13 protein-coding genes are annotated in these 15,024 nt (G+C 55.9%); 8 read left to right on the top strand and 5 right to left on the bottom strand.

Annotated features, from left to right (window positions below; translation table 11 throughout):
- Positions 1–10: 10 nt before the first annotated feature.
- From tssF (ACMV5I_RS06450) to ACMV5I_RS06430, 5 genes are all read right to left on the bottom strand, one after another.
- Positions 11–1,756, bottom strand: coding sequence for a type VI secretion system baseplate subunit TssF (tssF, locus tag ACMV5I_RS06450; protein ID WP_414823924.1), 1,746 nt, complete (start codon positions 1,754–1,756; stop codon positions 11–13).
- An 18-nt stretch (positions 1,757–1,774) separates the two neighbouring features.
- Positions 1,775–2,803, bottom strand: coding sequence for a type VI secretion system baseplate subunit TssG (tssG, locus tag ACMV5I_RS06445; protein ID WP_059199175.1), 1,029 nt, complete (start codon positions 2,801–2,803; stop codon positions 1,775–1,777).
- Positions 2,800–4,542, bottom strand: a complete 1,743-nt coding sequence (gene tssF, locus ACMV5I_RS06440; protein ID WP_414823923.1) for a type VI secretion system baseplate subunit TssF — start codon at positions 4,540–4,542, stop codon at positions 2,800–2,802. The genes tssG and tssF (ACMV5I_RS06440) overlap by 4 nt, the downstream gene beginning before the upstream one ends.
- A 24-nt stretch (positions 4,543–4,566) precedes the next feature.
- Positions 4,567–6,027: a type VI secretion system contractile sheath large subunit gene (gene tssC, locus ACMV5I_RS06435; protein ID WP_414823922.1), complete on the bottom strand. Its 1,461-nt coding sequence runs from the start codon at positions 6,025–6,027 to the stop codon at positions 4,567–4,569.
- 90 nt (positions 6,028–6,117) lie between these two features.
- The gene (locus tag ACMV5I_RS06430) at positions 6,118–6,381 is read right to left on the bottom strand and encodes a PAAR domain-containing protein (protein ID WP_024484455.1); all 264 of its coding nucleotides are present in this window, start codon (positions 6,379–6,381) and stop codon (positions 6,118–6,120) included.
- Positions 6,382–6,829: 448 nt separating this feature from the next.
- On the opposite strand from ACMV5I_RS06430, the gene ACMV5I_RS06425 reads away from it, so the two are divergent.
- The 8 genes from ACMV5I_RS06425 to ACMV5I_RS06390 all read left to right on the top strand — a co-directional run bounded on the left by ACMV5I_RS06425 (position 6,830) and on the right by ACMV5I_RS06390 (position 14,913).
- Positions 6,830–7,303 carry a hypothetical protein gene (locus ACMV5I_RS06425; protein WP_414823921.1) on the top strand — a complete coding sequence of 158 codons (474 nt, stop codon included), beginning with the start codon at positions 6,830–6,832 and terminating at the stop codon, positions 7,301–7,303.
- A gap of 267 nt (positions 7,304–7,570) precedes the next feature.
- Positions 7,571–8,164 (top strand): tyrosine-type DNA invertase, encoded by a 594-nt coding sequence (locus tag ACMV5I_RS06420; protein ID WP_414823920.1) that lies wholly within the window; start codon positions 7,571–7,573, stop codon positions 8,162–8,164.
- Between the two features lie 440 nt (positions 8,165–8,604).
- The gene (gene fimA, locus ACMV5I_RS06415) at positions 8,605–9,162 is read left to right on the top strand and encodes a type 1 fimbrial major subunit FimA (protein ID WP_414823919.1); all 558 of its coding nucleotides are present in this window, start codon (positions 8,605–8,607) and stop codon (positions 9,160–9,162) included.
- Positions 9,163–9,227: 65 nt separating this feature from the next.
- On the top strand, positions 9,228–9,776 hold the full coding sequence (locus ACMV5I_RS06410) for a fimbrial protein (protein ID WP_414823918.1): 549 nt from the start codon (positions 9,228–9,230) through the stop codon (positions 9,774–9,776).
- Positions 9,777–9,905: 129 nt separating this feature from the next.
- Entirely contained in the window at positions 9,906–10,553 is a 648-nt protein-coding gene (locus tag ACMV5I_RS06405) for a fimbria/pilus periplasmic chaperone (RefSeq protein ID WP_414824015.1), read from the top strand.
- A gap of 99 nt (positions 10,554–10,652) precedes the next feature.
- Positions 10,653–13,289: a fimbrial biogenesis usher protein gene (locus tag ACMV5I_RS06400; protein WP_414823917.1), complete on the top strand. Its 2,637-nt coding sequence runs from the start codon at positions 10,653–10,655 to the stop codon at positions 13,287–13,289.
- 35 nt (positions 13,290–13,324) lie between these two features.
- Complete coding sequence (locus ACMV5I_RS06395; RefSeq protein ID WP_414823916.1) at positions 13,325–14,329, top strand: fimbrial protein; 1,005 nt, start codon at positions 13,325–13,327, stop codon at positions 14,327–14,329.
- A 17-nt stretch (positions 14,330–14,346) separates the two neighbouring features.
- Positions 14,347–14,913 (top strand): fimbrial protein, encoded by a 567-nt coding sequence (locus ACMV5I_RS06390; RefSeq protein ID WP_209529090.1) that lies wholly within the window; start codon positions 14,347–14,349, stop codon positions 14,911–14,913.
- Positions 14,914–15,024: the final 111 nt, after the last annotated feature.

Below are 15,024 nucleotides of genomic sequence, written 5' to 3'. Positions count from 1 at the left end.
TTGTGGTGTCTCACATCATGGCTCGTTGGCCGCGCGCCAGGGGCAATGCCCAGCGCCGCTGTGAAGGTTCGGTTATCACATCCAGCAGCAGGAAGCTGTTGGTGGTCAGGCAATGGGTAAAGAAGACGCTCAGCGCCGCCGCAAAGGTGTAGGCTTCGCCGGGGCTGTCGAACGCCTGGTCATCGAGCGTCAGGGTCATCTGCAAACCGCGCCGCAGCCGTTCCCCCATCAGGGTATTCACCGGTTCGGTCTTGACGGCGGTGATGCCCTCCACCGCCCGGCGAATGTGCCGGACCTGGGGCAGGTTGTGCCGGGCGTGCAGGCAAAAATCGTCGATCGCCCGCTGCACCGTTTCCCGGTGGTTGAGAAGCGCGGGGCTGAACGACAGGCAGGCCATCAGCCGCCAATGGTGATGGCTGTCCACCACCGCCGGGTACGGGGTCGAAAATCGGGTGACGGTAGTAACGTCCAAGGTGTCGGTCACCGCCATGCCGAGCAGGAAAGGGGAGCCAAGCGGTAACGTGGGTGATTGCGCCGAGGTGGTGAGCAAATCGCAGACCACGGCCCGGCAAGGGGGCTCGGTCAGCGGCTCCCCGGCACTGTTGCACAGCACCAGCTCATGCTGCATCCGCCCCAGGACATCACCGCTGACCCGGACGGTGTAAAACAGCGCCAACCCGGCGTCGGGTGCATAACGCGATCCCGGCGTCAGTTCGCTGTCGGGCTGGAAGTGCACCCGTCGGCCCCGCCGCAGGGTATCCGGCTCTTCCAGCATGCTGACGCCGGTGATGGCATACACCCAGCGATCGTCGGCATACGGCAGCGGGTAAACGCTCTGCCCGGGTAGCAGCCGTATGGGGGCGCTTTTCTGTGCCGCCAGGCTGATCACCGGGACGCAGTGCAGCATAAAAGCCGAGGCCAGTTGGGCCTGGGTGAGTGGGATCTCCCCGTTGAACGTGAGGATGACGGTAAAGGTACGGCTGTTCCCCAACGTCAGCCCTGAGTGCATCGGGCCAAAATCCAGCGTCAGGAAATCATTCACATGGGGCAGGTACAGGTATTCGGCCAGGCTCTGCAGCGCCCAGGTGGTTTCCCCCTCGTGCGGCAGAATGCGGTTATCCGCAGTGGGCCGTGGGGAGGACAACACCGTCTCCAGCACCCATTGTCGTCCTTCCACCTGTAGCACGGGCCGGTCCTGATGTTGTTCACACCACAGGGTCAGCGTCGCCGCCACCTGTGGATCGTCACCCAGAAATAGCGACAGCGGCTGGGTTGGCCAAGTGTCACCCGGCCCCTGATACTGAAACGTCAGGCGGATCTCGCTGTGGGAGTTGGTGACCAGCAACTGCCGGTCAATCAGGGCCAGCGGTTGCAGCGTCAAGGCATGGCAGGTCTGGAACACCTGCGTACGTCCATCGGACAACAGGGAGAGCGATTCTCCCGCGGGCAAGGTTAACGGCGCATCCAGCGTGCTAGCTTTGGCGCTGACGTTCACCACGCCACAGGCCGGAATAGGCCGCAAGGGGAAGGGCCAGGTACGTGCAAGATGCCCCTGCGTGACTTCGGGGAAGCCGTCCTCCAGGCGTTGACGCAGCCCGGCATTCAGCATTGCCGCCCCCTGGATCAGGCATTCCACATCCGGATCGCCCGCATGGCGGCCCAGTTGCGCGGCCAGTGAAGGGGTTTCCTGCCCCACCTTGTCCGCCAGCGCACGCAGGTAGGCATGTTCCTCTCTGAGATGATCGGTAAAGTTCATATCAATCCTTGACGTTGGCTACCTGCGCACAGGCAACAGGGTGTAGGGTTTCTCTTCGGGCTGCCCCACAAAGGTGGTCCACCCCAACTGGGTCCGTTGTGTGTCGCCGAGCTTCAGCCCCCCCGCCTGATGCCGTGCCAGCGTCAGGCGCAGATCCCAGACCAGCGGTTCGCGCAGGATGTACTCGACAAAATTGACCAGCAGGCGATGCTGCTTACCGTCAGGTAAAAACGACAGGTACTGTTCCTGCGTGAGTTCATTGATCGACAGCTGAAATTTGACGCTGCGATCGCGCATTCGGCTGCCGATCACAAAGTTGCCCCCCAGCAGCGAACGGGGTTGATGGCGTTGCCCGCGCACGGCGGTGACCTGCCCCAGGCGATTTTGCTGCTCGTCACTCAACGTCATGACGTGGGGCATACAAGACTGCACCGTCACGTCCGGGAGTGAAAAGAAGTGGCCGACCAGGCGAGCGATCACTTCTGGCGAACGGCCCGGTGAGGCCAGCAGACCGGCGTAGGCCAGCATGGCTTCGGCGTTGATACCCAACTGCTCTCGCGTCTGCGGATGGCCCAGGCCTATCAGGGCAAAAATACGCCCCGAGGTAGCATCGCGGCCCCCCGGTTTGAAGGTGATCTCATAGCGGTATTTGCGCCAAATCTGGTGCGCCAACGATAGGGGCCGATGGTTGAACACGGCTAGAAAATCGTTGAGCCGCGTCTCTCCCTGCGCTGTGCTCCCGGCAATGTCATCCAGGTAGTAATAGGGTAGGGGCGACTGGCTGCCTTGCAGGCCCAGAAAGCTCACCTCCAGGCGCAGCGGCCCACCCGGTTCATGTTGCAACGCCACCACATCGCTGGCGGCGAAGCCCAATCCGGCAGCGGCGGTAAAACGCAACGCCTCCCGGTTCGGTGGCAGGCCGAGCGTGCGGGCCGGATCGATGCCTGCCAGCCGGTTAAGCCCTTCCACCAGGCGGTAGAAGTCATACTGGCTAACGTTATCGGCGATAACCTGGAGCTGCTGCTCCTGCTCTGCACTAGGGATCATAGAAAGCGGTAAGACTCCTGATTATCTTGGTTAACCACGGTGAGGGTATGGAAATGGTTGACGCTGGCGCGCTGGGCCAGGAACCGTGCCAGTACCCGGCCATACAGATAGAGCTCGCCTTCTGAGTCAAACGCCCCTTGGAGCCGCACCGTAAGCACCGAAGCCAGGCCATCGATCGGCACACCGTCGATATGACGTTCAGCCGGGCGCACGGTCAGGCTGAGTAACCCCGCTCTGCGCCGCCGGGAGACCCCTGCCGCCAGTTCACTGTGCCAGGCGGGCAGATCGCAGGCGCTCAGCACCTGCCGCAGCGCCGTCAGCGTCAGCAGTGAGCGGCTGTTCAACGAGAGATTACGCAGCAGGGCCGCCTGCAAGGTGGCATCCAACCTCGGACTAAGGGGGACCGACGGGCGGGTGATATTGTGCACACGAACCCCCGGCGGGCAGCCGGTGGCCGGTTGGCGGAGTTCTCCTACTTTCAGGTGCAACGGCAAGCGGCGGTGGCTGCACGTGAGCCGTACGGACACCGACTCCGGCGGCAGGTTGTCCAGGTTTTCTCCGTGGCGGATCAACGCCAGGTGATGGTTCAAGCCCCCCACGGGCGATGAGGTGACCCGCACGTGGTAATACCCCGCGTCTTGTTGCTGGCTGAAACGCTCAAACGGCGCATAGCGGCAGGGGGTATCACTCAGGGCTGATACGCCGGTCACTTCATCTACCGAGAACACGTCGTAATCCTCGGGATGGCGCACGCTGGGGAATAACGGCAGCTCTGACTGCGTGCCATCGAGGCTGACTCCGTCAGCGTAGTGGCTAAACAGGTTGATGGCGGGCGTGCAATGCAGGCGCACCGTCTGGCGGTTGATAACCAGGGCGGACGGTAAAGGCCGGGAGAAGGTGAACCGCAGGGTAAAGCCGTGAGAGGCTGATAGCGGAGGTAGACTAGGGAAGCCCGTCACGTCCATAAATAAAAAGGCGTTGGGGAAACAGGCGTGCTCCTGCAGCAGGCGATAGCCGGGATCGGCATTCTGTGGCCACGGCAGCAGCGCCTCTTCGTCGTTGAAACCGACCGGGGTGAGCGCCAGTTCAGGCAGCGGCCACGTCTTTCCCCCCACTTCCAGCGTGGCGTGGCCCAGGTATTCACTCAGCCACAAATGCAGTTGTTGCCCGGTGTGCAGGTCTTCCCCCAGATACAGCCGCAGGCCGTTCAGGCTAGTGAGATCCAGCGGCCGATCCGCCGTGGTGACCAGTTGCAGGCACAGGCTGTCATGGCCGTGCCGCTGCTCGCGGCTTACCGCCTGCACCTGTAACGGCCACAGCCGGGTATCACGGCAGGTGCGAAAATGGCACCGCAGCGTTTCCTTACCGGTTGTCACCGGCAGCGGGATACTGACCACCGTGGCCCCCTTGGCGATCTGGGGGCAAGCCTGCGCGGGATCTGACAGGTAATCCTGCTGCCATTCCAGCACGGTCATGCTGGGAGTGGGCCGCAGAAAATAGGGCCACAGCAGGGCCAGCATATGGTGGGTGAGGTTCGGTAGCTGGTCTGCCAACTGCCCCTCTAACTGCCCGGTCATCCAGGCCATGCCCTCCAATTGCCGCTCCACATCGGGATCGTGGTTGGGTGCGGTCAGGAAGGAAACCAGCGGGGCATGTGTTTGTTGCAGCACCTCGGCAGCCTGGTGTAGCGCTTTGCGCCGACGGGCTGGAGGGAATTGCCGATGTTTATCCCGGTTCATGCTGAAGACATCCTGTCTTGGAGGTTATTTATCCAGGCGCCCGGTCAAGGCGAGGACGAAGTTGGAGCCCATGTGTTTGAAATGCGGCTGCACATGCAGCTGTGTCAGATACCAGCCGGGATCATTCGCGACTTCCTGCACCTCAATGCGTGCAGCGCGTAACGGGCGGCGGCTGCGTACGCTGGCTGGTGGGTTCTCCTGATCGGAGACAAAGCGTTTTAACCAGTTGTTGAGCTGATGCTGCAGGTCTCCCCGATTGCGCCAGCTACCCAGCCGCTCACGCTGCAATACCTTGATGGTGTGCGCCAGCCGGGTGATGATAAACAGGTAAGGCAGTTGCGCCCCCAGTTGGTCATTGACCCGGGCGTTCATCCCTTCAGGCGTGAGGTCGGTATATTGCGGCGACTGGATTGAGTTGGCCGAATAAAACACCACGTCCTGCCCTTGTTTGCGCACCCCAAGCGGAATAAACCCGGCCATCGACAAGCGGTACTGCCACTGGTCCGACAGCAGCGTCTCGGTTGGGATCTTCTCTTGCCAACGCCCCAGCGCCGCATAGTAGCGAGCGGGCAGGTTACGGAACGCTCCGCCGCTCTCCGCCCCGATAATATTCGGGCACCAGCGATAACGGGCAAAGCTGCCCGCCAGGCAGAGCGCCAGTAAAAAGGCGCTGTTGCCCCACAGCAGGTGCTGATGTGTTGCAATCTGTTCCTGATAGACAAATTGCCGGACCTGCTGTGACGCCGGGGTATAAGGCTCACGCTGCAAGAAACGGCACACGGTCAGCCCCAAATAGCGGGCATCCGGAGTAGCTCTGAGTGCCTGCCAGCGCAGATGTGTCGGTGCAGCCATGACCGCATCCAAATCAAGAATGGCGGGCAGGTCGGCCAATGAATCAACGCCGAAGAAGGTGGCGTCTGCCGCCGAAAGAAACGGCGCGTGCGCCATGGCGCTGACCACGCTGAGGTAGTGCAGCAGTTTGATATCGGCGGCACCGGGGGTGAAATCATAGCAGCCAATCACCGCTGCTACCGGCACCCCACCAAACTGGCCGTAGCCTGCCGAATAGACATGCTGGTAATAGCCAGAGGAGGTAATGTCTGGGGAGAATTCGAAATCCGCCAGCAGCTCTTCCTGAGTGGCATGGAGCAGCGTCAGCTGAATGTTCTCGTGAAACGGGATGTTATCGACCAGCAGGGCTAGCCCGCGCCAGGTCGATTCCAGGCGCTGAAACGCCGGAGCATGCAGGATCGCATCCATCTGGGCACTCAGGTGCCGATCCAGCTCCCGCAGCAGGCGATCAATCAGCAGAATGGTGAGGGTGACACCACGGCCTTGTTCCGGCAGGGCGCGCAGCAGCAGTGCGATGTCCGCGTGGCTCACCGCATATTCACTGCCGTTCAGCGTCGCAAGCAGCCCGGCGGCAAGTGAGGTGCGCGGTGGGAAAATGTCTGAATCGGTCTGTAGCGTATCTAACGTAGCCACGGCATCCTTGCTCCCTGGTAAAGAGTCTTGTCCATTATTTTGCGACTCTGCCGCTTCTGGCGGAGTGATTAGCGCTGAACGACGTTGCCGTCAGGCATTACATTCATGTTGTGAAGCAATAAGGGCGGCTCCGCAGGCGGTTTTCATGCCTTCCAGCGCCACAGGCACCCCACCGACCAGTGCGGTTTCTGCGCCAGTGACAATGGGAAAAACCCCTTTGCATAGCGGGCAGGAAACCAAATGCCCCACCAGTGCTACGTTTGTTCCGCAGAACTGCATCACAGACGATCCCTGTAACACGACTCCACCATGAGAGGTTTTGTCGCCTTGTAAAATCACGGCTTTCCCTGCCATACGCCCACCATAGTTAGTATTTTCTTAATAGATTACAGGATGTATACATTTGAAAGAAGTCGAAATATAACGGCGAGTAATGAATCTGTGAGCCGCATAGGGATAAAGGGGGATCTTTTAGCATCAATCTGGGGGTATTGATAAAGCGTTCATTGCATGGCCTTAACCAGGACGAGGTCAGCGAACTCAAACCGGCTCCGGCCGGTTTATTTACGTCTTAAATGCGCATCAGGTAAAACAAACTAACAATTAGTCACCATAGGTTATTAGTTTATTTGTTCATAATAAACTAACGTTGCAATTGGTTGTGTTGCTTTTTTGCTCGCCATCGAGGCGGTCAAGCAACATGACTCTGCCATGTTGCGCCATGTGTCACGTGTTGTCTCAGCGAAGCGCGGTTGAAGTCGTGAGAGGAGAGGCGTAATCATTGCCAACAAGGAGAGAGTGAATGTTCAAACGTATTATGGTGACCGTAGTGGGAATGTTGTTGGGCGCGATGGCGCCGCTCAATGCCTACGAAGGGGATAAAAAGTGGGGGCGCGCCACTGCCTATACAGTGAAAGGGGATGGGCTATCCAGTTTTACCCTGATTTGCACCACCAACGGCACGCCTTATGTCATTTATGTCAATGAAGAGGGGCAGCGCTTCACCAACCATGACTTTGAGACGCAACCCGTGCTGCTATTTATCTCTGTGGATGGTGGCGAAGCGGTGTTGGTGAATGAGCTGACGTCCTCCACGGGGTTGCGGGCGTTTGCGAGCGCCTGGGAGAAATTGCGCCAGGGAAAACAGTTGGCCGTGTGGAGTGATGACGTTTTTCCCTCCACCTTTACGCTACGTCGCGCTGCCGATAGCCTGCCGCCACTGGCATCCAGCGGATGTGTGCCCGAGATGGTCTTTACGCCATTACCTGCTCCCTAACGAAGTCGCTACGCTATCCTTTACGCGGGGTCGCCAGCAAAGAAGTCACAGTGCGACCCTACCCGCCATGATATAATCCTGCAAGCTGGTCGTTGGCTGGCTATTTATCTTGTTTTTAAGTAACTTTTTGATTTGATGCTCTGAGCTGTTCATCTGCGGTAATCAAGGGAATGAGCGCACCATCACGGTGCTTTCAAGTGTTTCACATGGGATAAAGGCAGGATAATTCGCGATGTGAAATGAGTCTCGAGTGTTTGAAGAGGTAGTATGAATCAACGAAAGCATTTGACGCAGTCAGAGGTGGAGCGTCTCTTGAACTGTGCGAAGGAGAGCAAAAATCCGGAACGGGATTATTGTCTGGTGTACATGAGCTTTATCCACGGATTTCGCGTCAGTGAGGTCTGTCGATTGAGGCTGTCGGACATGGACCTGCAGGCGAAGAGCCTGTATATCCGGCGGATGAAGAATGGGTTTAGCACCAATCATCCGCTGCTGAACAACGAAATAAAAGCGATACGCGCCTGGTTAAAAATCCGCAAGACCAAGCCGGGGGCAGAGAGCGACTGGTTATTCTTGTCTCGCCAAGGCGGTCAACTGTCACGCCAGCGGGTGTACCAACTTATCAGCGGATTTGGGGTGCAGGCCAATATCCCCGTGGTATCGCATCCGCATATGCTTCGCCATGCCTGCGGTTTCGCGCTGGCCGACCGGGGCATTGATACGCGTCTGATACAGGACTATCTGGGGCACCGTAATATTCGTCATACGGTCAGTTACACGGCCAGCAACGCTGAACGCTTCGAAGGGGTGTGGCAAGGAAAAGTTAAACTGCGAGGGAGACAAATAGGACCAAACTGTTAAAGTCATTCTAGATTGGCTTTTTGAAAAGCGCAATATTTTTTTACATCTCCACTATTTCATTTATACCTTGTTGTAAAAAAAGGCAAAAGTGTTTTGTCTTTTTCTCCTGATTGTCATTTCCCTCATTTTTTTCCTCATCTTGAATCCACATCCTTTACTTAATTCCTTTTGTTAGTCTTATTTTTAAAAATTAAATAATAGTTTTATCTATTAAAAATCAAAATATTACAGGTGTTTTACTTCACCATTTTGGTGCGAATTGGGTAATTCGTCTGCTTTAAAACGAGATAGTCAAAATGGTCCTAATTGACTAACTGGAATGATGCCTTTTAGACAGTGACGGTGAGATTCAGTTGCCGGATGTCGGGGGCGGATACGACATGGTGTCGTCGATTTTTTCTATCGAAATTAACAAGGTTTAAGTAAGGAGTACTTTACGTATGTTGAGCAAGCAGCGTTTTATCAAATCTGTTCTGGGACTGGCATTGCTGTCCGCAGGCACCGTGGCGTCAGCGGCAATTGTAACCGGCGGTACCGTTCACTTCACCGGCCAGATTGTCAACGCGGCCTGTGCGGTTAGCGCGGACTCCGTTGATCAAACCGTGAAGATGGGTCAGTTCCGCACGGCTAACTTTACTTCTGTAGGTGCACGCTCCAATGCGGTGCCGTTCACCATCAAGCTGGAAGACTGTGATACCAGCGTGTCAACCACAGCGGCAGCCTCATTCTATGGCAGCCTGGATGCGAACGACTCGACTGTACTGACCGTGAGTAATATCGCTGGTGGTGCCGCCGGTAGCGCATCTGGTGTGGGCATTGAAATCTCCGATCACACCGGCAAAGTGTTGAAGCCGGACGGTTCCGTGTTCTCAACGGCACAGAAACTGGTTGATGGCTCCAACGTGCTGAGCTTCACCGCCCGCTACAAGTCCACCAAAACCGCCGTCACCCCGGGTGAAGCGGACGCGGATGCGACCTTCAAGATGGAATACAACTGATTTTTTGTCCTGTGACATGTTGACCGCCGGTAACGGCGGTCTTTACCGATAAACAGGAGGCGAAAGTGTACAGAAAACAGTTGTGCGCAGGGATCGTGCTCCTGCTCATGGCGTCCGGCGATGCCCTGGCAGGGGATCGGCATCACGTCGTGATTGACGGTGGGATCACTCATTTTCGCGGTTCGCTGACGGCGGAAGCCTGTACGGTTGCTACCGATAGCCAAAATCAGACGGTAGACATGGGGCAATTGCGGAGCAACCAGTTCAGCGGAGTGGGAAGTTTGACGTCGCCGGTTGGCTTCAGTATCCGTTTAACGGAATGCAGCACGGCCGTCAGTGACCAGGTCGGCGTGACTTTCTTTGGTGTCACGGATGGCAAGGATCCACTGGTGTTGAAAGCCGGGGAGGGGGGGAATGCGGCCACGGGGGTCGGGTTGGCGCTGTTTGATGAGCAAGGGCAAATTATCGCGCCTAATACTCAGCCGCGCGTCTGGAGCCGACTGCATGAAGGTGATAACAGTTTGCGCTTTCATGCGCGCTATCGGGCTACATCGCGTCAGGTGACCGGGGGGAATGCCGATGCCTTTACCTGGTTCGCTCTCACCTATCAATAATCACGACGATATTTCTATACCGGCATGCCTACCGGGTGCGGAATGAGTAAAAGTGAGGTTTCCGTGTTTTATTCTTATTTTTTCCAATTTAAAAAAGCCGTTGCCGTCACCGGTCTCACCGCGTTGTTAATGCTGCCGTCGTTTTCCTGGGCGGGCGGTATTGCGCTTGGCTCTACGCGTGTGGTTTATCCGGCAGATGCGCGACAGGTTTCGCTGGCGGTCAATAACAGTGATGAACATAACCGGTATTTGATTCAGACCTGGGTGGAGAATGAAGCGGGCAAAAAAACGGAGGACTTTATTGTTACACCGCCGTTATTTGTCAGCAAACCGAAAAGTGAAAACACACTGCGTATTATTTATAGCGGTGAAAAACTGCCCCAGGATCGCGAGACATTATATTGGCTGAACAACAAGGCGATCCCGTCAATCAATAAGGACGAGGTCAAGGATAATAATGTTCTGCAAATTGCCGTGCTGGCACGCATAAAGCTGTTTGTTCGCCCAGCCGGGTTGACGGAAAAGTCGGCGGATGCGCCTTCCATGCTGAAATTTAACCGCAGCGGTGATTCGCTGAATATCAGTAATGGTTCACCGTTTTATGTGACGCTGGTGAATATGTCCATTGGTGGTCGGAATGTCGATACCACGATGGTGCCGCCAAAATCCAGTGCGCACGTGGCGCTGCCGAACGGGGTGGCAACGGGAACATTAAGCTATCAAACAATTAACGATTACGGTGCCAATACGCCTGCAACCAAGGTTCAGATTAACTGACGGGTAAAGTCTGACGGCAGGAGCTGAATATCAGAATTAAGTAACAGTGCGCGGTCAGCAAATAGCGACTGCCCGTTTGTGCTGCCAGAGGAGTAAGTTATGCAGTATTTCAAGCTGCCGGCGTATTTCAGGAAAAATGCCGTGTGGGCCAAACTATCTCTGCTTCCGTGCTTTGCCATGATGGGGCTGGGTGTGAATTTTAGCTACGCGGAAGAGTATTTCAACCCGGCGTTTCTCTCCGGCGATGCTTCGCAAGTAGCGGATCTATCCCGTTTTGCGCAAGGGGAAGGCCAACCGGCTGGAATGTACCGTGTTGAGGTCTACATCAATGAGGAATATATCGGCACGCAGGATGTGCGGTTTGATGCGTTGGAAAAAGGCCGGAAAGGGGCGGACGACACTGGTCTGGTGCCTTGCCTGTCTCGTACCTGGCTGGAGAAGCAGGATGTTAACATTCAGGCGTCGCCAGCGCTGCTGAAGCTGACGGGAGATCAATGTGCCGACCTGCCTGCGTCGTTTGACAAGGCGCAGACACGCTTCGAGTTTGAGCGCCAGCGTCTTGATATCAGCATTCCTCAGGCGGCGTTCAGGAATAACGTTCGGGGATATATTCCGCCTGAGCGTTGGGACAACGGCATCACGGCCGGCTTGCTGAACTACAGCTTCTCGGGGAGCAACAGTAAGAACACCCAAAGCGACGCCAATTACAACAGCTATTTCCTGAACCTGAACAGCGGGCTGAACATCGGGCCGTGGCGACTGCGTAATTACAGTACCTGGAATTACAGCGAAAATGGGCGCTACCGTAACAACACTTGGCGTAACGTCAGCACCTATGCGCAGCGCAGCATCATTCCACTCAAGAGCGCCTTGACGATTGGTGACAGTTACACCGAAGGGGATGTGTTTGACGGCGTCGGTTTCCGCGGTGTGCAGCTTGCCAGCGATGACAGTATGCTGCCGGACAGCATGCGCGGCTTTGCGCCGACCGTTCGTGGCGTGGCGAACAGCCCGGCGCAGGTGACCATCCGACAGAACGGGTATGAGATTTATCAGACCTACGTACCGGCAGGGGCGTTCGAAATCACCGATCTGTTCCCGACCTCAACCAGTGGCGACCTGCAGGTCTCCGTGCGTGAAAATAACGGTACCATCAGCCAGTTCACCGTGCCGTATTCGGCGGTGCCGGTACTGCAACGTGAGGGGCGGGTGAAGTACGCCCTGACGGCCGGTGAGTTCCGTTCCGGCTCTGACCTGCAGGACTCGCCGGACTTTTGGCAGGGGACGCTTATTTGGGGGCTACCGGCCGGGGTGACGATGTATGGCGGCTCCCAGTTGTCGGACAACTACCAGTCCTTTGCGTTTGGTGCAGGTAAAAACCTGGGTAACTGGGGAGCAGTCTCAGCGGACGTGACGCATGCACGCAGCGTGCTGCCTGACGACAGCCAAAAAGAAGGGCAGTCTCTGCGCTTCCTGTACGCCAAGTCGCTGAATGATTACGGCACCAACTTCCAGTTGCTGGGCTATCGATACTCGACCCAGGGATTCTACACGCTGAGCGAAACGGCGTGGCGCCAGATGGAAGGATATCGCCTGAAGACGCAGGACGGCCCGGTTGATACGAAACCGGAGCTGTTGGACTACCACAACCTGTATTACAGCAAGAAAGGGCGGCTGCAACTCAACATCAGCCAGCAAGTGTTTGATGTGGGCACGGCGTACGTGACCGGCAGCCACCAGACCTACTGGCGGACCGGTGAGAAAGACCAACTGTGGCAAGTGGGGTATAGCGGCAACTGGGAAGACATCAACTACAACCTGAACTGGTCGTGGAACAAGAGCCCGGGCCTGAGCGATGCGGACCGCCGCGTGGCGTTCAACGTCTCGGTACCACTCAGTCGCTGGCTGACGGGGACGGGCAAGGCGCGCGATATCACCAACTCGACCAACACGGCTTACGCCACGTATTCGGTGACGCATGACGCGGACAACAAGGTTGCTCAACAGGCGGGTGTCAGTGGCACATTACTGGATGACAATAACCTCAGCTATAGCGTGCAGCAGGGCCACACCACGAAGGGCGGCGGTGCGACCGGTACGGCGAGTTTGAGCTATCAGGGGCGCTATGCAAACAGCAATATTGGTTACAGCTACGGCAAACACTACCAGCAGGTGAACTACGGCCTGAGCGGTGGGGTGGTGGCGCATGCGGACGGCGTAACGCTCAGCCAGCCGCTGGGTGACACTAACGTCTTGGTAAAGGCGCCGGGCGCAGACAGCGTTCGGGTGCAGAACGCGACAGGGGTGAGCACCGACTGGCGGGGGTATGCGGTGGTGCCGTATGCCACTTCTTACCGGGCGAACCGTATTGCGCTGGATACGACCACGCTACAAGACAACGCCGAGCTGGACAATGCTGTCACCAACGTGGTGCCAACCAAAGGCGCTCTGGTACGAGCCAACTTCGATGCGCGCATCGGTGCCAGGGCGAAAATCACGCTGACGCAGCGTAATGGCAAACCGGTTCCGTTTGGGGCGTCGGTGAGCGACGAAACGGGTGGCGGTGGTGGCATCGTGGGTGATGCGGGTCAGGTATTCATGTCGGGCCTGAAACCTAACGGCAAACTGAACGTGGTCTGGGGTCATGCGGCATCGCAGCAATGCACGGTGAGCTACCAGTTGGGCAAAGACGCAGAGAAGCGCGGCATCAGTTATGCGCGTGCTGGGTGTCTGTAGTTTGCAAGGCAGTGATATAACTGCGAGGACATGCAATGTTTAAATATTATATCTTGAAGGCAGCTATATTCTTTTTCATTTTAAATGGTCATGCGTATGCGCTTTCTTGTGTTTCTGGGTGTGGCGATTCGACAGTGGAGATTAGTCGTAACTTAACCTCTGACGATAACGTTGTTGGAATGACGGTTAATAGCAACAATGTTCCTCGGCTTGATATCAGTATTCGACATTCTGCAGGCCAAGAGCAGGGCTGGTCTGCTTATTCGGGGGGGGCAATTCCTCCTGCTGGTACTAGCTATTCTGATTGGCAATATACCAAGATTGATGACTATATCTCAATTGCACTTAGTAGTGTAAGTGCATGTGGGAGATCTTTCGTCCCATCGAATGGCTTAGTTAGCAATGCCAATACGTGTAACCCTGAAGTTTTTGATGAAGGGCAGCTTACAAATAGAGCAGCGGCTCACTATGAGGCGAAGTTAAGAATAGATAAAAAAATGATTGGAGGATCATATAGCAAAAGAATACTGTTAGTGGAGACTGGGAGGTGTAGGCCTGCTGGTTGTGCTAGTAAGCAATTGGTTACTGACAGGATTTTTGTTAACGTAAATATTACCGTGCCGCAGTCATGTAAGTTAAATGCAGGCCAGGTTATTGATATTAACTTTGGTAATGTATCCTCTGGTGCATTTAAAGATGCAGGGGCTATTGCTCTAGGTGTTCAGCCAAAATCGAGGGTTATCAGTGTTGAATGTGACAATGTTGCTGGTAATGCTCAGTTATCTTTGCGCCTGCAGGCGGATAAAACCAATGGCAATATTGTGGTCTCGGATGAGAATAATGATGTCGGGTTCCGCGTGACTAATAATAACGGAACTCCACTGGTGCCAAATAATTTGTCCAGTGTGATCCCTTTCGTGCTGGATAGCAATGCGCGTCAAAACGTCACTATTCAGGCCTATCCCGTCAGCGTGACCGGTAATAAACCGACTGAAGGGCCAGTAACGTCTCGAGCGTATTTGCGTGTGGACTTCCCCTGATAAATGGAGAATGAATAATGCTATCTATTGACTCCATCACCCGTTCTCCTTATCGGAAGGGCGTGAAGTTTATTCGTCCGCTTATTTTCGTGGCGGGGTTAAGTGCCTTGACACCCGCCTGGGCGGACTTGGGAGTGATTAACCTCTATATGCGCGCAACGTTGATACATCCAGCCTGCTCACTCAGCACGGACTCAATCGACAAAACGGTAAACCTGGGTATTTGGGCGACCAAACAGTTTGTGGAAACCCCGGCTGTGATGCCGTTAACGCGCTTTACTATCAACCTTGAGGATTGTGGACCTACACCTGGCGTCAAGGTCAGTTGGAGTGGAACGCCGCATGCTAATAACAGTGGGTTATTCGCTCTAACGGCAGGTAGTACGGCAACAAACGTTGGTGTGGAATTGCTGGATTGGAACCGCAAACGCATTGCTCCGGGTTACATCACACCTACCTATGGGTTTGCAATGAATGCTCCTGGCGTATCGATCCCGTTTTATGCCCGATATGTCAGGGCAGGCGGTGCCGTCACGGCGGGGACGGCCAATTCAATGGCGACATTTACGCTGGATTATCAGTAATACCGCTTTGCTTGAAGTCAAACACGTTTCTGCCTAAACCGGGTTTGCCCGGCGTGACAGGAAAATTGTTTGCGTGCACGGAGCGTGCTGAGTCTTACAGCGAAATATTGA

The sequence above is a fragment of the Serratia sp. T13T92 genome (assembly GCF_047530105.1).
Classification (GTDB): domain Bacteria; phylum Pseudomonadota; class Gammaproteobacteria; order Enterobacterales; family Enterobacteriaceae; genus Chania; species Chania fonticola.
This window is presented reverse-complemented; position numbering and strand designations above follow the sequence as displayed.

Bases quoted from the DNA above. Each gene is read 5' to 3' on its own strand.
- ACMV5I_RS06400 (WP_414823917.1), top strand. From the start codon at position 10,653: ATGCAGTATTTCAAGCTGCCGGCGTATTTCAGGAAAAATGCCGTGTGG.
- fimA (WP_414823919.1), top strand. From the start codon at position 8,605: ATGTTGAGCAAGCAGCGTTTTATCAAATCTGTTCTGGGACTGGCATTG.
- ACMV5I_RS06420 (WP_414823920.1), top strand. From the start codon at position 7,571: ATGAATCAACGAAAGCATTTGACGCAGTCAGAGGTGGAGCGTCTCTTG.
- ACMV5I_RS06405 (WP_414824015.1), top strand. From the start codon at position 9,906: ATGCTGCCGTCGTTTTCCTGGGCGGGCGGTATTGCGCTTGGCTCTACG.
- ACMV5I_RS06395 (WP_414823916.1), top strand. From the start codon at position 13,325: ATGTTTAAATATTATATCTTGAAGGCAGCTATATTCTTTTTCATTTTA.
- tssG (WP_059199175.1), bottom strand. From the start codon at position 2,803: ATGATCCCTAGTGCAGAGCAGGAGCAGCAGCTCCAGGTTATCGCCGAT.
- ACMV5I_RS06425 (WP_414823921.1), top strand. From the start codon at position 6,830: ATGTTCAAACGTATTATGGTGACCGTAGTGGGAATGTTGTTGGGCGCG.
- tssF (WP_414823924.1), bottom strand. From the start codon at position 1,756: ATGAACTTTACCGATCATCTCAGAGAGGAACATGCCTACCTGCGTGCG.
- tssF (WP_414823923.1), bottom strand. From the start codon at position 4,542: ATGAACCGGGATAAACATCGGCAATTCCCTCCAGCCCGTCGGCGCAAA.
- ACMV5I_RS06390 (WP_209529090.1), top strand. From the start codon at position 14,347: ATGCTATCTATTGACTCCATCACCCGTTCTCCTTATCGGAAGGGCGTG.
- ACMV5I_RS06430 (WP_024484455.1), bottom strand. From the start codon at position 6,381: ATGGCAGGGAAAGCCGTGATTTTACAAGGCGACAAAACCTCTCATGGT.